This window comes from Comamonas sp. SY3, assembly GCF_041730275.1.
Classification (GTDB): domain Bacteria; phylum Pseudomonadota; class Gammaproteobacteria; order Burkholderiales; family Burkholderiaceae_C; genus Comamonas; species Comamonas sediminis.
Genome location: NZ_JBGTYN010000008.1, coordinates 213722 through 236758, shown reverse-complemented (window position 1 = coordinate 236758; position 23037 = coordinate 213722). Strand labels below are relative to the sequence as shown.

At 63.1% G+C, this 23037-nt stretch carries 22 protein-coding genes and 1 tRNA gene; 12 read left to right on the top strand and 11 right to left on the bottom strand.

Features of this window, described 5'->3' with window-relative positions; translation table 11 throughout:
* From ACCQ08_RS13240 to ACCQ08_RS13210, 7 genes are all read left to right on the top strand, one after another.
* Positions 1-701: hypothetical protein (locus ACCQ08_RS13240; protein WP_373450038.1), on the top strand; the 701-nt coding region annotated here is incomplete at its 5' end.
* A 9-nt stretch (positions 702-710) separates the two neighbouring features.
* Complete coding sequence (locus ACCQ08_RS13235) at positions 711-1253, top strand: hypothetical protein (RefSeq protein ID WP_373450037.1); 543 nt, start codon at positions 711-713, stop codon at positions 1251-1253.
* A 65-nt stretch (positions 1254-1318) separates the two neighbouring features.
* Positions 1319-1654, top strand: coding sequence for a hypothetical protein (locus ACCQ08_RS13230; RefSeq protein WP_312417732.1), 336 nt, complete (start codon positions 1319-1321; stop codon positions 1652-1654).
* Positions 1651-2283, top strand: a complete 633-nt coding sequence (locus tag ACCQ08_RS13225) for a glycoside hydrolase family protein (RefSeq protein ID WP_373450036.1) — start codon at positions 1651-1653, stop codon at positions 2281-2283. The genes ACCQ08_RS13230 and ACCQ08_RS13225 overlap by 4 nt, the downstream gene beginning before the upstream one ends.
* Positions 2280-2819 carry a hypothetical protein gene (locus ACCQ08_RS13220; protein ID WP_373450035.1) on the top strand — a complete coding sequence of 180 codons (540 nt, stop codon included), beginning with the start codon at positions 2280-2282 and terminating at the stop codon, positions 2817-2819. Before ACCQ08_RS13225 ends, ACCQ08_RS13220 begins: the two co-directional genes overlap by 4 nt.
* 228 nt (positions 2820-3047) lie before the next feature.
* Complete coding sequence (locus ACCQ08_RS13215) at positions 3048-4286, top strand: P1 family peptidase (RefSeq protein ID WP_373450034.1); 1239 nt, start codon at positions 3048-3050, stop codon at positions 4284-4286.
* A 352-nt stretch (positions 4287-4638) separates the two neighbouring features.
* A complete protein-coding gene (locus ACCQ08_RS13210) occupies positions 4639-4929 on the top strand; it encodes a hypothetical protein (RefSeq protein WP_373450033.1) in 291 nt (96 codons plus the stop codon).
* A 568-nt stretch (positions 4930-5497) separates the two neighbouring features.
* Here ACCQ08_RS13210 and ACCQ08_RS13205 read toward each other — a convergent pair.
* Positions 5498-5572: transfer RNA gene (locus ACCQ08_RS13205), tRNA-Arg, on the bottom strand.
* Positions 5573-5743: 171 nt separating this feature from the next.
* On the opposite strand from ACCQ08_RS13205, the gene ACCQ08_RS13200 reads away from it, so the two are divergent.
* Entirely contained in the window at positions 5744-6478 is a 735-nt protein-coding gene (locus ACCQ08_RS13200; protein WP_373450032.1) for an MOSC domain-containing protein, read from the top strand.
* Positions 6479-6607: 129 nt separating this feature from the next.
* On the opposite strand, the gene ACCQ08_RS13195 is transcribed toward ACCQ08_RS13200, so the two are convergent.
* The 3 genes from ACCQ08_RS13195 to ACCQ08_RS13185 are packed head-to-tail and all read right to left on the bottom strand — an operon-like array spanning position 6608 to position 14081.
* The gene (locus ACCQ08_RS13195) at positions 6608-11002 is read right to left on the bottom strand and encodes a translocation/assembly module TamB domain-containing protein (RefSeq protein WP_373450031.1); all 4395 of its coding nucleotides are present in this window, start codon (positions 11000-11002) and stop codon (positions 6608-6610) included.
* 2 nt (positions 11003-11004) lie between these two features.
* On the bottom strand, positions 11005-12891 hold the full coding sequence (locus tag ACCQ08_RS13190; protein ID WP_239809292.1) for an autotransporter assembly complex family protein: 1887 nt from the start codon (positions 12889-12891) through the stop codon (positions 11005-11007).
* A 2-nt stretch (positions 12892-12893) separates the two neighbouring features.
* Entirely contained in the window at positions 12894-14081 is a 1188-nt protein-coding gene (locus ACCQ08_RS13185) for a VWA domain-containing protein (protein WP_312452451.1), read from the bottom strand.
* Between the two features lie 72 nt (positions 14082-14153).
* Between ACCQ08_RS13185 and ACCQ08_RS13180 the strand changes: the two genes are divergently transcribed.
* Positions 14154-14738, top strand: coding sequence for a hypothetical protein (locus ACCQ08_RS13180; protein ID WP_313334189.1), 585 nt, complete (start codon positions 14154-14156; stop codon positions 14736-14738).
* Positions 14739-14757: 19 nt separating this feature from the next.
* Here ACCQ08_RS13180 and ACCQ08_RS13175 read toward each other — a convergent pair whose 3' ends face one another.
* Genes ACCQ08_RS13175 through ACCQ08_RS13165 form a run of 3 tightly spaced genes read right to left on the bottom strand, consistent with a single transcriptional unit; the run spans position 14758 to position 16458 of the window.
* Positions 14758-15351: a GNAT family N-acetyltransferase gene (locus tag ACCQ08_RS13175; protein ID WP_239809289.1), complete on the bottom strand. Its 594-nt coding sequence runs from the start codon at positions 15349-15351 to the stop codon at positions 14758-14760.
* 14 nt (positions 15352-15365) lie between these two features.
* Positions 15366-15596, bottom strand: a complete 231-nt coding sequence (locus tag ACCQ08_RS13170; RefSeq protein WP_239809288.1) for a hypothetical protein — start codon at positions 15594-15596, stop codon at positions 15366-15368.
* 7 nt (positions 15597-15603) lie between these two features.
* Positions 15604-16458, bottom strand: a complete 855-nt coding sequence (locus ACCQ08_RS13165; protein ID WP_239809287.1) for a MoxR family ATPase — start codon at positions 16456-16458, stop codon at positions 15604-15606.
* Between the two features lie 103 nt (positions 16459-16561).
* Here ACCQ08_RS13165 and ACCQ08_RS13160 point away from each other — a divergent pair, with 103 nt between their 5' ends.
* The gene (locus tag ACCQ08_RS13160; protein ID WP_373450030.1) at positions 16562-17242 is read left to right on the top strand and encodes a cytochrome c; all 681 of its coding nucleotides are present in this window, start codon (positions 16562-16564) and stop codon (positions 17240-17242) included.
* 21 nt (positions 17243-17263) lie between these two features.
* Here the strand turns inward: ACCQ08_RS13160 and ACCQ08_RS13155 are convergent, their stop codons facing one another.
* Complete coding sequence (locus ACCQ08_RS13155) at positions 17264-17698, bottom strand: DUF1841 family protein (protein WP_239809285.1); 435 nt, start codon at positions 17696-17698, stop codon at positions 17264-17266.
* A 94-nt stretch (positions 17699-17792) separates the two neighbouring features.
* Complete coding sequence (gene kefC / locus ACCQ08_RS13150) at positions 17793-19667, bottom strand: glutathione-regulated potassium-efflux system protein KefC (RefSeq protein WP_239809284.1); 1875 nt, start codon at positions 19665-19667, stop codon at positions 17793-17795.
* Between the two features lie 245 nt (positions 19668-19912).
* Here kefC and ACCQ08_RS13145 point away from each other — a divergent pair, with 245 nt between their 5' ends.
* Positions 19913-20551, top strand: coding sequence for a LysE family transporter (locus ACCQ08_RS13145; protein ID WP_373450029.1), 639 nt, complete (start codon positions 19913-19915; stop codon positions 20549-20551).
* 39 nt (positions 20552-20590) lie between these two features.
* On the opposite strand, the gene trmL is transcribed toward ACCQ08_RS13145, so the two are convergent.
* Both trmL and ACCQ08_RS13135 read right to left on the bottom strand, forming a co-directional pair.
* Entirely contained in the window at positions 20591-21076 is a 486-nt protein-coding gene (gene trmL, locus ACCQ08_RS13140; RefSeq protein ID WP_373450028.1) for a tRNA (uridine(34)/cytosine(34)/5-carboxymethylaminomethyluridine(34)-2'-O)-methyltransferase TrmL, read from the bottom strand.
* A gap of 64 nt (positions 21077-21140) precedes the next feature.
* Entirely contained in the window at positions 21141-21908 is a 768-nt protein-coding gene (locus ACCQ08_RS13135) for a ComF family protein (protein WP_373450027.1), read from the bottom strand.
* A 49-nt stretch (positions 21909-21957) separates the two neighbouring features.
* On the opposite strand from ACCQ08_RS13135, the gene ACCQ08_RS13130 reads away from it, so the two are divergent.
* The gene (locus tag ACCQ08_RS13130) at positions 21958-22866 is read left to right on the top strand and encodes a biotin synthase (RefSeq protein WP_373450026.1); all 909 of its coding nucleotides are present in this window, start codon (positions 21958-21960) and stop codon (positions 22864-22866) included.
* Positions 22867-23037 lie beyond the last annotated feature (171 nt).

Genomic DNA, 23037 nt, shown 5'->3' with positions numbered 1-23037 from the left:
CTGATATGGCATACCGACCATTGCTCATCAAGGGCCCGGTGTATTTCAACATCGCAGCCAGTGTCAGGAGCCCGGACATCCGAGCTCTTGCTATTTCTGCGGGTTGGGTTGGCTACGAACCGCTGTATTGCACCATTAACGCGGGAGTGGATGTAGCGGCGCTCAGCATTGCAAATATCCCAAGCGGCCTGCTCACCATCATCAATCGCGGGCGAATTGGCGCGATGGTGGGCGGCGCTTTTGGACTCTACACCCGAACCTTGATCAATATCGACAATGCGGGCGGCACGATCTTCGGCGCGGGTGGCACAGGTGGGGCCGGCGGATCATTGCGCATTCAAAATCCTAATTCACCATCGTTTTACGCCGCAGGTGACGGGGGTGCCGGTGGTGCAGGCGCTGGCTTTAGCACCATTAGCACACTGACTTTGCAGGCTCCGGGAAACGGCGATCCTGGGCGATCCGAGACGCTTGGGGGGTCTTCGGTCGGGGGCATTGGCGTCTCAACTGGCGGACGCGGCGGCAATGGCGGGGCCATTGGCCAGCCTGGCGCAAGTGGCGAATCCGGTACTGCATCTGGCAACTACAACCTGATTCAAGTCTTCCCACCAGGTGCAGGGCAGCCCGCAGGCAACTATGTGGACGGCAACGCCTACATCAACTGGCTCGCCACAGGCACACGCCTGGGCAATGCAATCTAAAGGGTCAACATGTACATCGATAAAGAAACAGGCGACTACCCGCTGAGCCCGGCTGACATCATCGGCCGGCACGCGCACAACATGTCTTTTCCTGTGCCTTTCGAAGCGCCTGAGCGTTATGTGCTGGTTGCGCCGGTTGAGCCTCCTGCATTCGTGCAGGCAACCCACAAGGCTGTGGAGCTGGCCCCACTGGAGACGGGGGAAGGCTATCTGCAGCAGTGGGAAGTCGTGCCACTGAGCGCTGAGGAACTGGTACAACGGGAAGCCGAGCGCCTGGCAGCCGAGCAGGCCGCCCGGGATGCTGCACGGGTGACCGTGACCAAGCGCCAGGCGTTGCTTGCGCTGTTCGACATGAAGGGCATCAAAAACGAGGACATCGAGGCGCAGATCAATCTGATCCCCGATGAGTTCGACCGCTACCGGGCCCTGGTGGACTGGCAGGGATCGGCGGCCATCGAGTCGGACAGCCCCACGGTGCTACTGCTGGCGGCAGGCCTGAACCTGACCGCGGCCGATCTGGTGGAGCTGTTCGGTTACGCCGAGACCTTGTAACCCTCGCCACAACACACAACACAACCCGCTTCGGCGGGTTTTCTTATTTCTGAGGGAGTGTCTCAATGCAGAGCACAGATATCAGCATGCCGATCGCAAAGGCAACCAGTGCGGTTACGTTGGCCACGGCCGCGCAAGCCGATGTGGCAGACAAGATCGCCCAGGCAGCGACGGTCAATTCCAGCTTTGAGACTTGGTTCTGGGTGAACTCCATTCCGTGGGGGACCATCGCCTCGATCGTGGCGGCGCTCTACACGGTGCTGCTCATCTGCGAGTGGTTCTGGAAGAAGCTGTGGCGGCCGGCGTTTGAGCGCTGGGGCTGGGTCAAGCCGCGCAAGACTCGGATAGTCCTGTTTGAGGACTACCAAAAAATGACTGAAACGCAGAGGGCCGAGCTATGAGCCGCGTACCTGATGCCCTGCGTTCTGGCCTGATGGCCCTGGCCATCCTGACGGCAGGCGCTGGCGGCTATGTGGCAGTCGAGCGCGAGCAGGCGGCAGCCCAGGCCATGGCCGAGCAGAGCCAGTACATCCAGGCTGTGGCAGCTGATGTTGGCACATCCCAGGCGGTCAAGATCGCCATGGTGATGGGCAGCTACTACGAAAGCAGCTACCGCCACATTGGCACACCCTACGTGGACAAGCTGGGCAAGGGTCAGCCGCTGACCGTCTGCAACGGCATCACGGGCCGAGCCGTGGTGGCTGGCCGGTACTACACGCCGGCCGACTGCTACGCCCTGGAGCGCAGCCGCTACCTGGCGGCCGAGCGCACTGCCATGAGCATGTTCCGCCTCTGGACCACCTACACCCCGCTGCAGCAAGCAGTGTTCATCGACTTCATCCACAACAAGGGGGAAGGCGCGCTATACACCTCGACCCTGCTGCGCAAGGCCAATGCAGGGGATGTGGTGGGCGCATGCCGTGAGAACCCGCGCTGGAATCGAGGCACGGTTAAAGGGGTGTCTGTGGTGCTGCCAGGCCTGCAGGCCCGGGGCGATGCCAACGGCGAGATCTGCGAGGTGGGGCTATGACCTGGCAGATCAAAGCCGCACTGGCGGCCGTCATCGCTGCCATGGCCTTCTCCGCTGGCTGGGTGGTCAAAGGCTGGCAGGCCAGCAAGACCATCGCCGAGCTGCGCGCCGAGCAGGCCAGGGGCCAAGCCACTCTGGCTGAAGCCGCTCGAGCCGACGAAACCGAAACCGCCATCAAGGAAAGCAAGCATGCCCAAGACACGATCTACAGCGCCGACCGCCTGGCGAGCCTCAAGACTGGCATTGCTGTGGATGTGCGCGCTGAGCTTGCCCGCGCTGAGCGCCTGCACCGCGACACCGACAGCCGAGCCGCCACTTATCGTGCGCAAGCCCAAGCCGACGCCGTTGCCCGCAGTGATCTTGCAGATAAAGCCGCAGCCCTCGACCGCAAGCTTGCAGAAGGCCTCGGCGTGGTCGCAAGCCTCGGAGGCGACCTTAGACGACGGGATGCCGAAGTAGCCGCGCTGTGCGACCAGGTGAACATTGAGCGCCGGCTGAGCGGTGACGATAGCGACCAGGCCTGCACAGCGCAATAAAAAACCGCCCGGAGGAGGTTTGGAATTTAGTCTTGACGCCTACGGAGGCTACTAATGCCAAACATGGCCATCAGAGAGGTCAAGCCTATCAAAGTCCATGTTGTCTGCTTGGCGACCGAGCATGGCATGGTTGTTGCTTGAAAATACGCCGCTACCCGATCTAGGCGCCTTGCGGTGCAAATGCGCCCCTGAGGGTAATGCAACTCAAACTTCACTAGAAAGCACACCATGCGTTTTACACGCTCGATTTTAGCCAGCGCATTGATCGCTGCATCGCTCACCTCCACTTATGCGCAAAATGCCGACAACGTCGCGCAGCGCCCGCGTGCCCGTGATATTGGTCTAGTCAACGGCGTATTGCCGACGGGCAAGCTCAATGCCATTACCGATGTGGCGGGCGTGCGTGTAGGCCAGACCACGCTTATCCAGAATGAGGGTGTTCGCACTGGCGTGACAGCAATCTTGCCGCACGGTGGAAACTTGTTTCAAGAGAAGGTGCCCGCTGCGGTCTACGTTGGCAACGGTTTTGGCAAGCTGATGGGCGTCACGCAGATCAAAGAGTTGGGTGAGATTGAATCCCCCATTTTGCTAACAGGGACGCTGAATGTGCCGCGCGTGGCCGATGCGGGAATGGACTGGATGCTGGGCCTGCCAGGCAACGAACAGGTGCGCTCGATCAATATGGTGGTGGGCGAGACCAATGACGGTTACCTCAACGATATTCGCGGTCGCCATGTCGGTCAGGCAGAGGTGTTCGCTGCATTGAAGAGTGCAAATGAAGGCCCGGTGCAGGAGGGTGTCGTGGGCGCGGGTGTCGGTACGCAGGCTTTTGGTTTCAAGGGTGGAATTGGAACCGCATCGCGTGTGGTGCCACAAAGTGCGGGCGGCTATACCGTAGGCGTGCTGGTGCAAACCAACTTTGGAGGAGTGCTAACGATGAACGGCGCGCCCGTGGGACAAGAGTTAGGCCGCTACTTCCTGAAAGAGGAGCTTGAGCGTGAAAAAGCCAACAAGCAGTCCAGCGCGACCGGTGGTCCAGTTCAAGTGGCGGCTAATGTGATTGATTTTGACAAGGTTAGCGACAAGGCTGATGGCTCCATCATGATGGTGGTGGCCACGGACGCGCCATTGGGTGCGCGAAATCTAGAGCGCTTGGCCAAGCGCGCCATGATGGGTTTGGCGCGGACGGGGTCACCCGCCACCAATGGCAGTGGAGACTACGTGATTGCCTTCAGCACGGCCACGCAGGTGCGTGTGAAGGCCTCAGAAGCGCTGCGCACTACGCCGGTGCTGGGTAATGGCTCAGTCTCGCCACTTTTTTTGGCAACGGTTGAAGCAACCGAGGAGGCTATCTACAACTCACTGCTGCGTGCTACCACGACCAAGGGCGTAGATGGTCATGTGGTCGACGCCCTGCCAATCGACGAGACTGTCAAGATCTTGAAAAAATACAACGCGATTCGGTAATTAGCCGCGCCGCTCTAACAGAAAGAAAGGGTTTTCAAAACTGCCTGGAGCGGACTCAAGGGTGCGCTGCTGTCCCTGGTGTTTTCGAAGTCCAGAAAATCACACGCGGTGCGTAAGGGGAGCGAGGAGCCTATTCTCTGGAGAATCCTACAAGGCCCGTCGAACAGCTAGCTTCTGGTGCTGATGTGTTCGAGCTGCTGCATGTGGCGTGCTTACCAACTACACCCGACCAGCGCTGAAATAGACATAGCCTCCCCGGCGCCACTACGGCACTGGGGAGGCTCTTTTTTTGTTTGTGGGGCCATTGCCTGATGGGTAGACTGTATTTTTATACAGTATTGAGGGTGATCCCATGCAGATCGATCAAGTTGCCATCGCGGTGCTCGGAGCAGCAGCCGCCTGGCTGTCGCAAGCCCGCTCCGAGAGCTTCAGGCGCTGGGCGTGCATCTTCGGCATGCTGGGCCAGCCGTTCTGGTTCTACGCCTCTTGGAAGGCCGAGCAATGGGGCATCTTCGCGGTCAGCGTGCTCTATGCGCTGGCCTGGATGAAAGGGCTTTGGGTGCATTGGCTGCAGCCTAGGCGGTATGGCCTGAGCAATGACGATGTGCGGACTATCGAGTTGGCGCCAGACACGAAGCGGTGAAATTTCCGGCGAAAAATATTCCAGAAATTATTCCGGCTGGAAGGGGGTAGCGTTTGGCGATCCCCCTGCAACTTGCGAAATTTCGCAATTTGGAAATTTCCCCTTTCGAGCACCACTCGATACCCTTACAACGTAGCTCCTAAAAATCAACATCGGGCGGCGGCTGCCAGCCAGCGCCGGCTGATCCCCGTTGTCTCCCGACCACATGAAGCTCTAACCCTGCAGAGGGTAGGGGGCGCTGCACGGGTCGCGCCGCCAGCCGGACCATCCCAGCGAAGGGTGGGGGGGGCTCGCCGGGGTAGGGCGGCAGGTGCCTTGCTCTGGAGCCGCGCCGGAGCGGCGATAGCCTAGCGCTGGAGCTGGCGATGAGTGGCAGACGACACGGGCCGGCCACAGCCGGCAGCGGCCGGCACAGTCCATCAAAAGAGCAGCGGCAAAACGCAATCTTCACCAATAAAAAAACCAGCTAACGACCTGCCGAAATAGGTCTAATTAGTCTGGTTTTGTCCCGGTCTTGTCCCGTTTGCTGGATTTTTTGATGTAAGTTTATGATTTCATTGCAAAATCATGGTCCCCCCGACAGGAATCGAACCTGTATCTAGCGCTTAGGAGGCACTCGTTCTATCCATTGAACTACGGAGAGGGACAGCGGCCTATTGTAGAGGACTTGCCGAGCCTCGCAGCCAATCTGGCGGGGGACTGCATCCGATGCGTTGATCCGCACGCGGCACGCCCCCTCAGCGCAGCTCGCTGCCTGGGCTGCAAGAAGTCGCGACTCCAGGCAAACTCCTGCTGAAGCGCAAAATTTCACAGCATGTTTCCTTTTCCTTCCACCCCACTCCCTCCATTGGCGGCGCTCCATGATCGCTGGCAACCCATCGGTTCCCTGCAAGCGCTTTACGTCAGAGCCGGCAAGGCGCCTGGGCCGCGATCGGTGGCGGAGGCCCAGGCCATCGGCGGCTATGGCCTGGCGGAGGATCGCCATGCGTCCCTTCTGTCTCCCCGGCAACTGCTGATCGCGGACAACGGTGCCTACCGGCGCTGGGATTTAGCGGACGGCACTCTTAGGGAGAATCTGCGGGTGGACTTCCCGGCCCGGGGACTTGCTTCCGGTGATCTGCTGCGGATTGGCAGCGACGTGGTGCTTTGGATCACGTTTGTCTGTGAACCCTGCAGGCTGCTGGAGCGCAGGGCGCCAGGGATCGTTGCGAATATCGGCCGAGACCGAGGCATGCTTGCCCGCGTGCTGCGAGGCGGAACCATCCGCCGTGGCGCAGCGATAGCGGTATGCCGCGCGATAGCGCCTGCGTTCAGCGACCAGTGGCAGCAGAGGGTCCAGCAAGTGGCCTGCGCGGTGCCCGAGGGCGCCTGGATCAGCTATCGGCAGCTGGCCGAGATGGCCGGCGTGCAAACGGCCTATTGCAGAGCTTTTCCCAAGGTCCTGGCACAGTTGCCAGCGCCTGTTGCCGCGAGGGTGCGGAGCCAGCGCAGTGGTGCAGGCGAGGCGCCCTGGTCCGGTGCTGGATTCTTTGGCATGGCCCAGGATTGACGCCTGCATTGCCTGAGAAACGGCAACTGCAACCCCGGCTTCCCACTGACAAACATGCCTCCGCCGTTTTGCAACGGGGCGGAGGCATGTCCTTGCGCACTGCTCGCGATCTGTGGCTCAGGGGCTCAATCAGTCATACCGCAAGGTGTAGATCAGATCCAGCGCGCTGGTTGTACCGGCGGAACCGCGCAGCTGCAGATTGCGGGTGAAGTCATAGAAGATGTAGAGCGCGCCCAGGGTGCCGGCCAGGCCGGCTTCGTAGGTCACATACAGGTCCTGCGAGATGCGTTTGCCCAGGGACAGGCTGGCGGAGTCGCGGTCGGTACCGCCAAAGCCGATTTCGTCCAGGCCCAGGCCCTTGGCAATATTGCCGGTGATGCTCTCGCCCGAGCCGCCGCTGAGCAAGGCCAGCGCTGCTTGCTGCATCAGTGCGCTGCTGGCGCCACCTTCGGCTGGGTCGCGTCCCATCACCACCCAGGAGATCTTCTCCGCATCGGGCATTTCGGGGTTGGAGTACAGGCGCACGCGCGGCGCCTGTGCCGAGCCGCTGACCTGCACACCCGCCCGCACAGCGATGTTCGGACGCAGCGCCAGAATATCGAGCGAGGGGTTGTTGTACGGGCCATTGAAACGGATCAGGCCGGTTTCCACATTCAGCACCTGGCCCCAGGCGCGGTAGCGGCCTTCTTCGGTGCTGATGACGCCGGTGATACGCGGCATGCCGATGCCGGCGCCGCCGCTGCTTTGCACATTGAGCGTGCCAGTCAGACGGGTGGTGATGCCATAGCCTTGCAGCGCGAAGTCGTGGCCCATGTCGAGCTTGACGTTCAGGATCAGCGGCTTGGCGGGTGTCACCTGGCCTGCAGGGGCATCGAGCTTGGCCTGGGCGGCCTTGGCCGCTTCCTGCTTGGCCTTCTCGGCAGCGGCTGCGCGGCTGGCCTTGGTGCTGACCACGACATCACTGCCAAGCTTGGGCGAGGATTCATCGGCCAGCATGATGCTGGCGCGGTCCACGGTCAGGTCCCCGGTGATGCTCATCTGGCCTTGCTGCAGCTGGCTGCGCACCTGGCCGGAGACGCTGACCTGGCGGTCGGCACGCACCAGCACCTGCAGGGCCTTGGCCTGGGTGCGGATGTCCATGCGGATATCGGGTGCAGCGCCGTTTTGCGGCATGGTCCAGCTGATGGTGCCGGTGGCATCCAGGGTACCGCCGCTGGTGGGCGCGGCCGTCAGATTGCCGCTGTAACCGGCGATGCGGGCACGGCTGCCTTCGCCGCCGTCAAAGTGCAGGCTTTGCAGCTCCAATGTATTGCCGTTGAGCTGCGCACGCAGGCTGCCGTTGCGCAGGTCCACGCCATCCAGCTGCGATTGGACGTGCATCTTGTCGGCGGTGATGGTGCCGCTCCAACGCGGGTCTTGCAGATTGCCTGCCAACTGCACATTGGCCGCCAGGCTGCCCGCTACGCGCCAGCCCGGGGGCGCAAAGCTGGCCCAGATGCCCAGGTCGGGCATTTGCGCCTGTATGCTGCCGCTCAGTGGCGCATCGGGCGCCACGGTGGCGCCCAGGTAGTTCTTGCCTTCGTACTGCAGCGCGGTTTGCACATCGGCCGTCAGCTGGCCGGCGTTGACCGAATCCCACTGCACGCGGCTGCGCACCTGGCGGTCTTGCACGGTGACTTCCACCTTGGCAGTGCGGATGCGCGCGACGACGGTCTGGCCCTCTGCCGAGAAGGCCTTGGAGATGGCGCCTTCCTTGCCACTGGAGTGGAAGGTCACGTTCTTCGGCGCACTGCCCTGGGTGTGCAGCTGCAGATCGCCACTGGCGCGCTCGATCTCGAGCTTGGCGTTGAGGCCGTTTTGCGTGTTGACATCCCAGCGGCCCTGGACGACGAGGTCCGAATCGAGCGGGCTGTGCTTTTGCGCCTGGCTCGGATCGGGCTTTTGAAAGGCGCGTATCCAGCGCACAGGCAGGCCTTGCAGGGTGCCCGTGCTTTGCAGTTGCACAGCCTTGTCCGCCCCCTGGCTGAACTGCAAGGGGTTCCATTGCAAGGTGACCGTGCCGGGCTGGGGGCCGGTCAGCTGCAACTGGCTGGCGCCGGTGCTGGCGCGCAGGGGCTGGCTGCCTGCCGGCAGCTGCAGTTGGAAGTCCAGCGGCTGCTGCAGCTGTACCTGCCAGGGCTCCTTGTTGGGCGGCAGCGTCGCGCGGGCTTGCAGTTTGCTCAAGGCGCCACTCCACCGCTGGGCGGCCGTGCTGTTGGCCGCCAGGCTGACCTGGGCGGCCATTTGCTGCTCGCCATGCTGGGCTTGCGTGCGCAGGTCCAGTTGCACCTTTTTGAGGTTGCCGACCAGGGCCAGCTCGGTATCGCGCAGCTGCCACAAGTCGGCGGCATCGGCGCTGGGGCGCACGCTCAGCTGCGGGGTGGTGATGCTGGCGTCGAGTGCAAAGGGCTGGCCACCAGAGGGAATGCCCTCTGGCAATCGGGCCAGCAGGCCGGCCTGCTGCAGCTGGCGCAGCGCATCGCCATAACCGCCGCTAAAGCGCAGTTTGGCATCCAGGCTGCCCTGGGCCAGCATGCCCTCGGGCAGCGCCTGGGCCATGCCCGGCACCTTGCGCAGCCACTGCAGCAGTTGCTCGGCGCTGCTCAGCCGCAGCAAGACATTGCCCTGGCCTTGCTGAGGCGTGGCCTGGGCCTTGGCATCCAGATTGGCACCGGGTGCCTGCACCGACAGCTCACCCGCGCCGCTGCGCTGGTCGATATTGGCGGTCAACTGCTTGGCGTTGATGTGGGCGCCCAATGCATCGATCTGCGCGCTTTGCAGCTGCAGCTCGGGTGCTTTCCACTGGCCCTTGGCGACCACGCGGTCGATCGGCAAGCTGGTGCTGGCTGCACTGGCCTTGGCAGGCGTGCGGCGGTCGGAGGTGATATTGGCGTCAAAGACAATGGCCTCGTTCTGCGACTGGGCCGACAGGGTGCCGGATAGCGGCGCGCTGTCGATGCGGGTATCGACCAGCGCCGGGTTGATGGCGCGCAGCGCCGCCTGGATGCCAGCATGGTGGTCTGCCAGGCGGTAGTGGCCCTGGGCCGTCAGGCTGCCGCTGCCCAGTTGTACCTGGCTGCCTTCGAGGACATCCACGCGCTGGCCGTCAAACAACGCGTGGGTCTGCACGGCGCTGACCGGCAGGTGCTGGTGGTTGATGGGGCCGGGCAGGGCGTTCTTGATATCGACCTGGATATCCAGCGGCACGGGCAGCAGCGCAGGGGGCGTTGCGGGGGCGGCATCCTGGGCATCGGCAGAAGTGGTGGCATCGGCCTTGCCGGCCGTGGGGTCCACCGGCACATCCACCAGTGCTGGTGCGGGATGGGCGGCATGGGTGCTGCTGACCAGCTCGGGCGCTGCCTCGCTCACCGCCAACTGGCCGTTGAGCAAGGTGGTGGGCAGGCTGGGCAAGAAGGCGCCCAGGTTGACGCTTTGCAACTGCGCCTGTGCCGGGCCCAGCGGCCAGGGGCGCCAGGGGTAGACGGTGGCATCCACATGGGCCTGCATGGGCGCGGCGCCGGCCAGTGCCTGGGCCGAGCGGGCGGCCTGGGTCTTGGCGGCTTTCTCCTGGGCCGAGGGGGCCTTGTTGGCGGTTTTTTTGTTGCTGGGGGCTGGCGCGGGTGGGGTGTCTGCCGCCTTGGCCGTTGCAGCGGGCAACTGGGGATTGACCTGGGCCTGCACGCGCAAAGCGGCATCCAGGCCCGACAAGGTTCCGCTGACCTGCACACCGGCATCGGCCAGGATGGCGGGCAGGGCATCGGTGGCAGGCTGGTCCAGTTGGGCTTTCAGAACGGCGCTGGTCTGCATCGGCGCCAGCGCATCCACATCGGCTTTGAGCTGCAGGCGGCTATTGAAGGCTTCGACCTGGTCGATCTGCAGCTGGTGCTTGTCAGCGGCGTAGAGGTAGTGGCCCTGCAACTGCGTGACGGTGACGGGCTGCGGCGCGGCCCAGACGATTTCGTCCACCGTAAAAGGCACCTCCAGCACACGCAGCGGCAGCGGTAACTGCTCCAGAGGCTTGGTTGGCTCTTTAGGTTTGTCGATGCCCGTTGGCGTGATGGTGAGCTTGGCGATATGGATGGGCGCCAGGCGCAGCTCGCGGTCCCAGATCTTGTCCAGGCTCCAGCCGATGGTGGCCTGCTCCACCTGCACGCTCAGCGACGGGTTGCTCCATTGCAGTTGGCCGATGCTGCCACCGCCGCGCAGGCTGCCTTGCACATCCTGCGCCTGCAGTTGCATGTCGGCCGGCAAAAAGCGCTGGGCCAGAGTGATCGTGCGGGCGAGCGAATCGTTCTGCCCGGTCCACCACCAAGCGCCGCCCAGCAAGGCGGCCAGCAGCACGATGAGGGCAAGCAGCAACCACAGCAAGTAGCGTGCGGCGCGCCGCCATCCACTGCGCTTTTGAGGGGAACGGGGGCCGCTGGGCGGAGACGCCGCAGCAGGCGCCGCGCTGGCCGGAGGTGCAATAGCGTGTGTATCTGCCATTTTTAGAAGCTGTATCCCAGACGCAAGTGCAAGCGGAAGCGTTCATCTTTGAGGCCATAGGCCACATCGGCCTGCAGCGCACCGACCGGGCTGCGCCAGCGCAATCCGGTGCCAATGCCCCAGAAGGGGGTCAGATCACCAGCCTTGTCGGCGACCGAGCCTACGTCGGCAAACACCGCCGATTCCCAGGCGCTGATCTCGCCATTGCGTACGAGGGGGCGCTGGTACTCGACGCTGCCCACATACATGTAGCGGCCGCCATAGACCTGGTCGCCCGCAATGCGGGTACCGATCTTCTTGTAGCCATAGCCCCGCACGGTGGTGTCGCCGCCGGTGATGAACAGCTGGGTCGCAGGGATCACGGCCGAATCCTTGGCCATGATGGCGCCGCCTTCGGCCCGCAGCGCAATGCGCGCGCTGCGTGAGCTGCCATTGGGCGCTGTGACCTTGCCTGCCGGCACAAAGCCCTGCCAGCGCAGCAGGCTGCGCACAAAGGGCTCGCGCTCTGGTGTGATGGTGTAGCCGGCACCCAGCTCGGCGGCAATGCCGTAGCCGCGCGTGGGGTCGGTATTGTTGTTGAAGTAGCGGCCCGTCCAGCCGTAATTGACGCTCAAGGCGCTACTGGAGGGGATTCTTTCCTGGCCCTGCACCGAGGAGAAGTCGTACTGCAGGAAAGCGCTGCGGTCGATATGGTCCGAGCTTTTCTTGTGACCACCGCGCAGCTGCATGGAGTTGACGGTGAAGTCGCCATTGAGTTCGCGCTTGACCTCGCCGGCGCCAAAATAGGCCCAGCCACTTTCCTTGGGCAGATCGGTCCATTCGGTGGACAGCAGCTTCTTGTCGCGTTCAAAAGAGAACTTGCTCACGGCGCGCCATCCCAGCCCGGGCATCTTGTTGTGGATGTGGTCCAGGCTCAGACGCGGCCCGGTGTCGGTCGACATACCGATACCAAACACCACCTTTTGCAGCTTGGCTTCACGCACCTGGGCAATGACCGGCGCTTCCTTGGGGTTGGCGGTGTCGGTGTCCAAGGTCAGAAAGACCGAATCGTAGTAGCCGCTGGCGGCCAGCCGGGTCTGGGCATCGAGCATGTCGGTTTCGCTGTAGTTCTGGCCGCTGGGCAAGCGGGCAATGCGGGCGATGCCTTCAGCGTCGTAACGCTCGGTCCCCTCGATGCGCAGCGGGCCGAACTTGTAGAGCGGGCCGCTGTCATAGCCCACCGACAGCTTGGCCTCGTTGGTATCGCCGTCGATGTTGGCCTGGCTGTTGCTGATCTTGGCGGTGGGGTAGCGGTTACGCTGCAGGCTGCGCAGGCCTTCGGACTTGGCGCTGCTCCAGCCTTTTTGGGTAAAGCCCTCACCGGGCTGCAGATCCCAGTTGCGTTGAAAGCGCGCGCGGCGCGCGGCAAAGTTCTTTTCCTGGGTGACTTCACCGCTGTAGTCCAGCTCGACCTCGGTCACCTTGGTCTGCGGGCCGGGTTCGACCTCGATCAGCAACTGGGGGCGTGCCTGGCTGTTGTCTGTCGAGATGCCGGTGTCTGCGGGCGCGGTGCCGGTGTCGTAGGCATCGATCTTGATCTCCGGGCTGAAGTAACCCAAGGTGCCCAGCAGCTCGCGCACGTCTTCATCGGCACTGCCCAGCAGGCGCGTCATCTCGCTCATCTGCAGCCCGGGAAAGTTGCGATAGCGTTTGAGCTCCAGGTGCTGCTCCAGGTACTCGCGCACCTCCTTGGGGGCCTTGACGGTGATATCAAACGCGGGTTCGCTGCTGGCATGCGTCGCGGAATCCTCCGCGTCGTCGCCCTTGGGGGTGCTGCTGCAGCCTGCAAGCAGAGCAGCAGTAAGAATAAAAAACGCCGGCAGGACCGGCGTCGTCAGACGTTGGCGCATGGTCACTTTGACAGCAAACGCATTGTGTCCTCCAGCCCTTTGAGCGACAGGGGAAACATGCGGTCACCTACGAGTTGTTGTATCAGGCTGATGCTTTGGCGGTATTGCCACACGCCTTGCGGCTCCGGATTGATCCAGGCGTGTTTTGGAAAGGCATGGGTCAATCGTTTAAGCCACTCGGCTCCAGGTTCCTCATTGTTGTACTCAACAGAGCCTCCAGCTTGTAGGACTTCGTATGGACTCATTGTTGCATCGCCGACAAAGATCAGTTTGTAATCTTTGTTGTATTTTCGGATGATGTCCCAGGTCGGAAATTTCTCGGCGTAGCGGCGCTTGTTGTTCTTCCACATGTAGTCGTAGACACAGTTATGGAAGTAGTAGAACTCGAGGTGCTTGAACTCGCTTTTGACGGCGCTGAACAACTCCTCGACCCGCTGGATGTGGTCGTCCATCGTGCCGCCCACGTCCATCAGCAGCAGCACTTTCACATGGTTATGGCGCTCGGGCACCATCTTGATGTCGAGGTAGCCGGCATTGGCCGCCGTGGCGCGGATGGTGTCGGGCAGGTCCAGCTCCAGGTCGTTGCCTTCGCGGGCAAAGCGGCGCAGGCGGCGCAGCGCCACCTTGATATTGCGGGTACCCAACTCCTGGGTGTCGTCGTAATCGCGGTAGGCCCGCTGCTCCCAGACCTTGACGGCGCTGCGGCTCTTGCCCGGGCCGCCAATGCGCACGCCGGCCGGGTTGTAGCCACCATGGCCAAAGGGGCTGGTGCCATTGGTGCCAATCCATTTGCTGCCGCCCTCGTGCCGGCCTTTTTGCTCTTCCAGGCGTTTTTTGAGCGTCTCCATCAGCTCATCCCAGCCCATCGCCTCGATGGCGGCCTTTTCTTCGGCACTCAGCTCTTTTTCCAGCACCTGCTTGAGCCAGTCCTCGGGCAGCTCCTTCTTCCAGTCGGTGAGCATTTCCATGCCCTTGAAATAGGCGCCAAAGGCCTGGTCGAACTTGTCGAACAGCTTTTCATCCTTGACCAGGCAAAGCCGAGCCAGGAAATAGAAGTCGTCCAGGCTCCAGGCATCCTGGGAGCGGGGACCGGCCAGGCCCTTGTCCAGTGCTTCGAGCAGCGTCAGCAGCTCCTTGACCGACACCGGCAACTTGGCCGCGCGCAAGGTGTAGAAAAAGTCTATCAACATGGTTTGTAAACAATCCGTAACAGTTTGGCGCTAGCCTCTCCAGTCTAACGGGTACTCGGAAGGCTAGCTGTCATGGTGATGATCAAAACGGACAAGGCACGCCAGGCTTTGCGGGATCGCGGCAGCCTGTCCGTGCAGGAGCGCCAGATTCTGATCTTGTGCGACGGCCAGCGCTCACGTCAAGAGATTGCGCGTTGGGTCGGGGACAGCGCGGGCAGTGTGCTGGATGCCCTGGTCCTGTCCGGCTATCTGGCCACGCAGCAGTCCGCCGCACCGCCTCCGCCCTTACCGCCTGCCGCGCCTCCGGTCCCGCCAGGCACGCCCGCACCCCCATCGCCTGCTCGGCCCGCATCCGCACCGGTGGCGGCTGCATATGTGGAGCAGACGCGGGCCAGCCATGGCAGCAAACGCTCGCTGGCCGGCTGCAAGATGTATGCCGTGGGGATTTTGCAGATGCAGCGCAGTGCCGATGCGATGGCGCTGGCCGTGCGGGTGCAGCAGGCCAGCGATGAGACCGAGTTGCTGCTGGGCCTGGTGGACATGGTCCGCTTTCTGGAGCAAATGACCAATACCGGCTATGCCGACAACGTCAAAACCCATCTGCGCCAGATTCTGCCGGAGCAGTATCTGGGCGTGTTGAACCTGCAGACTGCCTGAGCTGGCAGCTCTTGAAGTCTCAGCGCGGCTGGTCCAGCAGGTACAGCAGCTGGGCCTTGGCCTCGGGCCATTCGCCGGCCAGCATGCTGTAGAGCACGGTGTCCCGTACGGTGCCATCGCGGCGCGGCGCATGGTGTCGGATGACGCCGTCCTTCTTGGCGCCCAGGCGCTCGATCGCGCGCTGGCTGGCGAAGTTGTAGTTGTCGGTGCGCCAGCCCACAACGGCAGCGCCCAGTGTCTCGAAAGCGTGGGTCAGCAGCAGCAGCTTGCAGGTGGTGTTGACATGGCTGCGCTGCACGCTGCGCGCATACCAGGTGTAGCCAATCTCGACGCGCTTCAATGCGGGCACGATGTCGTGGTAGCTGCTGGTGCCCAGCAACTGGCCGCTGGCCTCGTCCACCACCGCAAAGGGCATGCGGCTGCCGGCATCGCGCATCGCCAGGGCCTGCTCGATATAGGCACGGGTGTTTTCCGGCTCGGGTACCGAGGTCACGCGGATGTTCCACAGCTCGCCATCCTGCGCGGCGGCGCGCAGGCCCGCCTCATGCGCCAGGGTCAGCGGGGTCAGCAGCACGCCACGGGCGCGCAATTCAACGGGTTCAACGAAGGCCATATGCCTCTTTCTATTCAGCGTTCAGGGTTGGAGGGGCGGCGGCTGCGCCAGCGCCGGGCCAATTGCAAGCCCGCGCCACCGCCCAGGCCGACCAGCACAATCGCGGCAATGCTGCCGGCGCCATAGCCTTCGGAGAACAACTGCCAGCCCAGCAGCGTGGCAATGCCCCAGCCCAGCAGCGCGCCCACCAGAAAACCGGCCGCGTCGCTCAGCCCTTCGATCAGCAGTTGCTGCGGCGTGGCCATGGCAGCGTCAGCGGTTGCGCTGGTTCATGAAGACCAGCTTTTCAAACAGGCTCACATCCTGCTCGTTTTTCAGCAGCGCACCCACCAGCGGCGGGATGGCGATCTTCTGGTCGGCCGTCTGCAGCACTTCGGGCGGAATGTCTTCGGCCACCAGCAGTTTGAGCCAGTCGATCAGCTCGCTGGTAGACGGTTTTTTCTTCAGGCCCGGCAGGTTGCGGATGTCGAAGAACACCTTCATTGCGGCCGACAGCAGCTCTTGCTTGAGCTTGGGGAAGTGCACGGCCACGATCTGCTGCATGGTCTCGGCATCGGGGAAGCGGATGTAGTGGAAAAAGCAGCGGCGCAGGAAGGCATCGGGCAGCTCTTTTTCGTTGTTCGACGTGATGACCACCAGCGGGCGGTGCTTGGCGCGGATCATCTGGCGTGTCTCGTAGCAGTAGAACTCCATCCGATCGATTTCACGCAAGAGATCATTGGGGAATTCGATATCCGCCTTGTCGATCTCGTCGATCAGCAGCGCCACCGGCTGGTCGGCGGTGAAGGCCTGCCACAGCACGCCCTTGATGATGTAGTTGTTGATGTCCTTGACGCGGCTTGCGCTCTCGGGGTCGGCGAGCTGGCTGTCACGCAGACGACTGACCGCATCGTATTCATACAAACCCTGCTGCGCCTTGGTCGTGGACTTGATATGCCACTGCAGCAGCGGCATGCCTAACGCCTGTGCAACCTCCTCCGCCAGCATGGTTTTCCCTGTCCCTGGTTCCCCCTTGACGAGAAGCGGTCTTTGAAGGGTAATTGCCGCATTGACCGCCAGCATGAGGTCATTGGTCGCGACGTAGTTCTGTGTGCCTTGGAATTTCATGGAAGTGGATGCAGAATCGTGATGACGGGGCCGGTACAGCGTTGACTATAAACCCAGATCTCCGCATCACTGCGGTGGCCTGAACCACACGATTGTGCGCACAATGAATAAAAGATGGACCACGATATTTGCCTTGCTTGTCGCGTCAGCGACCGGCGCAATCTGCGCGCAGGAGATCAAGGGCAACGCCAAGGCGGCTGAGGGCAAGGTAGCGATGTGCATTGGCTGCCACGGCATTGTGGGCTACAAGGCCAGCTTCCCCGAGGTCTACCAGGTGCCCAAGATTTCGGGCCAGAGCGAGAAGTACATCGATGCCGCTCTGCACGCCTACAAGAAGGGTGACCGCAAGCACCCGACGATGCGCGCGATTGCCGATTCGCTGAGCGAGCAGGACATTGCCGATCTGGCTGCGTACTATGCGCAGCACACGGTGGGTGAAACCAAGCTGGCGGACAAACCATCGAAGGTGCCCAGCGCCGAGGTGGCGGAACTGCTGAAAAAAGGCACCTGCGTCAGCTGCCATGGCGACAACTTCTCCAAGCCGCTCGATCCTTCGTATGCCAAGCTGGGTGGCCAGCACCCGGACTATCTGTACGCGGCGCTGAAGTCCTATACCGTCGAAAAGAATGCGCGCATCGGACGCAACCACCCGATCATGGTGGGCATGGCCAAGCAACTCACCCATGCCGAGATGAAGGCGCTCGCCAACTACATCGGCAGTCTGGACGGCCCGCTGCAAATCGTGCCGGAATCGCGCTTTCGCAGCCAACAAGCGGCGAACTGAGGCCCGCCGGTCTTTAGCCGATCAGTCCTTGGTGGCCTGGCGCTGCACGGCAGCCACATAGGCATTGCCGTCGGGCGGGCGGCCTGAGCGCTGGCTCTCCCACAGCATCGTTCCCAGGCATTCCATGGCCACATGGTGGGCATCGTGCAACGAGCCCAGGCGCTTGGCCAGCAGCTCCACGGCCTGGCGAATACCGCGCGGCTGGTCAATGCTGCACTGCTCGCTGATCGACAGGTGCATCGACAGGTGCAGGAAGGGATTGGTCTTTTCCGGCGTCAGGTCGTAGTTGCGGGCAATGGCCGCATCCACGTCGCTCAGGTCTTCACGGTACTCCGGGTGCTCATCGATCCACAGGCTGGCCAGGGTCTCGATGGCTTCCATCGGCTGGCCCGCCTGGTGCTTGGCATTGGCGGCGCAGAAAAAGCGCCGGACATCGGCTTGGGAGGGGTTGAACATAGGGCGCACAGCGTAGCATGCGCTGGGCGGCTACGCTGGGCTGTGGTTAAACCGGTGGAAGGGCGGCCGGTGCCTGGCCCTTGTCAACAGGTTCTCAGATCTGGCTGTGCGGGTCTTCGGGCGGCGGCGGGTAGGGGCTGCTCGGTGCATCCTTGGCTTCCTGCACCTGCTCCTGCCGCTCCTGGCGCTCACGGGCCATTTGCTCGACCAGCTGCTCGCGGCCTTGCTTGGCAACGGCCAGCATGGTTTCGCGGTCATGGTGGTGCTCGTACATCTTGTCGGAGAGCTCAATGTTGTGCGCGCGGAACACGGTCACCACATACTGCGCATCTTCTTCGCTGTAGCCCATCAACTCCAGCGCCTTCTCGGCCGTTTGCAGGCTGGAGTCGAACACCTCGCGGTCGACATGGTGCACGCCCATGTCGCGCAGCGCATACCAATGCGCCACATCCTTGGCCCGGGCGACGATCTTGAGGTGCGGAAAATGCTGCTGCACCAGGCGCACGATCTGGTTGGTCTGCAGCTCGTCATCGACCGCGATCACCATCACCTCGGCTTTTTCCGCGCCGGCAATGCGCAGCAGGTCCTGGCGCGTGGCGTCGCCATAGAACACCCGGTAGCCAAAGTTCTGTGCCACCTCCAGCATCTCGACACTGTGGTCCAGGATGACGGCCTTGATGCCCTGGCTCAGCAGCACGCGGGTGACGATCTGGCCGTAGCGGCCGAAACCGGCGATCAGCACCGTCGCTTCCTGCTGCTCGCTGAGCTCGGGTGGCACATCGTCGCCCTTGGTCAGGTTGGCAAAACGGGGCATCAGCCAGCGGTCCATCGCGGCCACGATCAGTGGTGTGGCCACCATCGAGATGGCCACCGAGCCGATCAGCAGCGAGGACTGCTGGGGCGTCAAGATGCGCTGCGCCTGGGCGGCGCTGAACACCACAAAGGCGAACTCACCGCCCTGGGCCAGCAGCAAGGTGAAGAGAGGGCGCTCCTGCACCGGCATGCGCAGCAGCTTGGCGAGCCCATAGATGACCACGGACTTGATCAGCAGGAACAGCAGCACCAGCACCAGCATCGTCAGCGGTGCCTGCAGGATGACGGAGAAGTCGATGCTCATGCCCACGGCAATGAAGAACAGACCGAGCAGCAGCCCCTTGAAAGGCTCGATATCGGCTTCCAGCTCGGCGCGGAATTCGCTGTCAGCCAGCAGCACGCCGGCGAGGAAGGCGCCCAGCGCCATCGACAGGCCGATCTGCAGCATCAAGAACGCAATGCCCACGACCAGCAGCAGCGCGGTGGCGGTCGATATCTCGCGCGACTCGCTTTGGGCAATCCAGCGCAGCACCGGGCGCAGCAGGTAGCGGCCCACCAGAATGACGGCCACGATGATGGCCAGCGTCTTGCCGATTTCCATCAGCACATTGCCGTCGTTCTGCGCAGCCTGGTGGCCCACGGCCAGCAGCGGAATCAGTGCCAGGATCGGGATTGCAGCCACGTCCTGGAACAGCAAAATCGCAAAACTGGTCTTGCCGCTGGTGGTGGACATCAGGTTGCGCTCGGCAATGCTTTGCAGCGCGATCGCCGTGGATGACAGCGCCAGGCCCAGCGCCGCAATCAGCGCCAGATGCCAGTCATAGCCAAAAACCAGGCCAGCGGCAAACAGGCCGGCAGTGCACAGCAGCACCTGGGCCGTGCCGACACCGAAGATGGGGCGGCGCATGCTCCACAAGCGGCTGGGCTGCAGCTCCAGCCCGATCAGGAACAGCATCAGCACCACGCCGAATTCGGAAAAATGCAGGATGTCCTGGACGTTGCTGACCAGCTGCAGGCCGCTGGGGCCAATGATCATGCCGGCGACCAGGTAGCCGATGATGGTGCCCAAGCCCAGCGCCCGGGAGATGGGCACCGCAATGACGGCGGCAGCCAGGTAGAGAAAGGTATAGGTAAGCCAGGCGGGAGCGTGTTCCATGCTTGCGGTTTGTTATCGGTGTTTTGTAGTTGCGGTGCACAGATTACTTTTATTTGCCGGGTCACGGTAATTTATTGCAATGTTTTGCGGTTGGCGCTTGTGGGTATTGCCGCGCTAGCTATCAAAAAATAGAGTGCGGCAATGGCCGCAGCGCCTGCGTGCCTGGCCTGGCCGCGTGATAATCCTCGCTTTGCCCCAAAGGGGCTGTGTTGGTGGCGGACGGCTCCGCTGCCCCAGGATGAACCATGGACTTGCATACTTGGATGGCGTATCTCGTTGCGGCTTGCATCATTGCCGTATCTCCCGGATCGGGCGCCGTGTTGTCTATGAGCCACGGGCTCTCCTACGGGGTGCGCAAGACCAGTGCCACCATCCTGGGCCTGCAACTGGGCCTGCTGCTGATTCTGCTGATTGCCGGTGCCGGCGTCGGCTCGCTGCTGATCGCATCGGAGACGGCCTTCAATGCCGTCAAGATCGTCGGCGCCTGCTACCTGATCTACATCGGCTTTGCACAGTGGCGCGCCAAGGGCGGCATTATCGATACCGAGGCCGAGCAGCCCGCCAGCGGCAGCTGGCAAAAGCGCGCGCTGAGCGGCTTTTTGACCAATGCCACCAATCCCAAGGGCATCATCTTCATGGTGGCGGTGCTGCCCCAGTTCATGACCACGGAGCGCCCGCTGTGGCTGCAGCTGCTGATTCTGGCTGCCACCACGTTGGCGGTCGACACGGTGGTGATGCATGGCTACGCCGGCAGCGCCAGCGTGCTGCGCCGCCTGCTGCGCGACAGCCGCGCAATGCGTATCCAGAACAAGGTGTTTGGCGGCTTGCTGATGCTGGTGGGCATGGGCCTGTTCTTCGTCAAGCGCACGCAAAGCGCGGCTTGAGCCGGAGAGCCCCGCTGGGGTGGCGGGGCTGGTAGGTGTTTACTGCGCCCGCGTGCCGTCCGGCATCGCAAAGCCGTTCTGGCGCCAGGCCTCGAACACGGTCACTGCCACGGCATTCGAGAGGTTGAGGCTGCGCTGGCCGGCCACCATCGGCAGGCGCACCCGCTGGCTGGTGGGAAAGCTTTCGCGCACGGCGATGGGCAAGCCCCGGGTTTCGCAGCCAAACACCAGCCAGTCACCGGGCTGAAAGCGCACATCAAAGGCCGGGCTGCTGCCATGGGTGGTCATCGCAAACATGCGGTCGGCGGCGGGCTGCATGCGCTCGATGAAGGCTTCCCAGTTGGCATGGCGCTGGGTGGCGGCATATTCGTGGTAATCCAGGCCGGCGCGGCGCATCAGACGGTCTTCCATCGAAAAGCCCAGCGGCTCGATCAGGTGCAGGCGGCTGCCGGTATTGGCACACAGACGGATCACATTACCGGTGTTGGGGGGGATTTCGGGTTCGACCAGGACGACGTTGAACATGGCAAATGCGCAAAAACAAGGGCGCCAGTGTAGCGGCCCGGCCAAACAGGGGTGGGCCGCTGCGCTATTGGCCCGGCGCCAGCGTTCTGGCAAAGACCAGGGCCTGCACGGCCGGTGCGCCACGCGTCTGCAGCAATTGCGCCACCGCGCCCAAGGTGGCGCCGGTGGTCATCACATCATCCACCAGCAGGGGGCACGCACCCAGATCCTGCGCCTGCAGCCCCGGCCGCAGGGCAAAGGCATGGCGCAGGTTGCGCAGCCGGGCCGCGCGGTCCAGGCCGGCCTGGGCGGGGGTGTCCAGCAGCCGCTGCAGGTAGTGGGGCTGCACCGCTGCCAGCCGCAACCCAGTGGGGGCTTGCCGGCACAAGGCCTTGGCCAGCAGCAGCGCCTGGTTGTAGCCGCGCTCGCGCATGCGCCCGGCAGACAACGGCACCGGCAGAATGACGCTGGCCTGCTGCAGGCTGGCGAGGACCCCCGGGGTGCGCAGCAGCAGTTGGGCCATCCGGTTTGCCCATGCCAGCTGCTGGTGAAATTTGAGCCGCAGCACCATCCCATCCCAAGGCGGGCTATAGTCCACGGCGGCATGGCAGCACTGCAACAGCGGTGTATCGCGCAGGCAGCCGGCGCAGACGTCGGTGCTGGCGGGCAAGGGCAGCGCGCAGCGGCTGCAGCGGCGCAGGCCTGGCTGCCAGCAGACCTGGGTGCAGGACGCACAGATCCAGTCACTGGGCCAGCTGCGGCACACCAGGCATTGGCTGGGCAGGTGGCCCAGCACCCGGGCCGCCCGCTGCCACAGGCTGGGCCGGTGCTTGTCAGGTGTCGCTGCTGTCATTGCTTTTATACCAATCCATAATCTGCGCGCCAAAGCGCAGGTGTCCCCCATGGCTGAATTTACCGCACCTCCCTCGATCGACCCCAACGCCGCCCATGCCTGGCAGCGGCGCGCGCCTGCGCACAGCCCCTGGCTGCACGAGGAGGTCGGCCGCCGGATGCAGGAGCGCCTGCAGTGGATTGTGCAAAAACCCGAATCCTGGTGCAGTTGGGAGCCAGTTTACGGCGGGCTGGAGGCGCACCAGCAGGTGGCAGAACGCTACCCTGCGGCTGATATCCACATCGTCGAAAGCCGTCCGGCCCATGCCGCGCTGCTGCGCAGCCAGCTGGACAAGCCCTGGTGGGCGCTGAGCCGCTGGCGCCAGGCCAAGTTGCACTGGGGCCTGCCTGCGCCGGGAAGTGTGCAGATGCTCTGGGCCAATATGGCGCTGCACCAGCACCCCAACCCCCAGCAGCTGCTGCAGACCTGGCACCAGAGCCTGGCGGTCAACGGCTTTGTGATGTTTTCCTGCTTCGGGCCGGACACGCTCAAAGAGCTGCGCGCGGCTTATGCGAGCCAGGGCTGGCCTGCTGCCAGCCATGAGTTCACCGACATGCACGACTGGGGCGATATGCTGGTGCAGGCCGGCTTTGCCGAGCCGGTGATGGACATGGAGCGCATCAGCCTGTCGTATTCAGGCGCCGCGCAATTGCGCGCCGAGCTGCGTGAGCTGGGCCGCAACCTGCACCCGGCCCGCTTTGGCGGCCTGCGCGGCCGCCAGTGGCGCGACCAGCTCGACGCCTTGCTGACGGCCAAGCTGGCCGATGCGCAGGAGCAGGGCCGTCTGGTGCTGTCGTTCGAGATCATCTACGGCCATGCCTTCAAGCCCACGCCGCGCATGAAGGTGCAAGGCGAGAGCAGCATCAGCGTGCAGGATATGCAACAGATGCTGCGCCAAGGGCGACCAGGCGGGGCCTGACCGCATCGCTTGCGGCTGCTGACGCGCAGCGCCCAGGCGGTGCCGCCGCCTTAACACATTCCTGCGCTGTCCAGTGGTGGACAGCAGCTGTTGTCAATCTCCTATGATCCCGGGATTGCATGGGTTGCAATCTTGCGCGGTTGCGGCCATGCTCGCTGTAACGACCAAGTG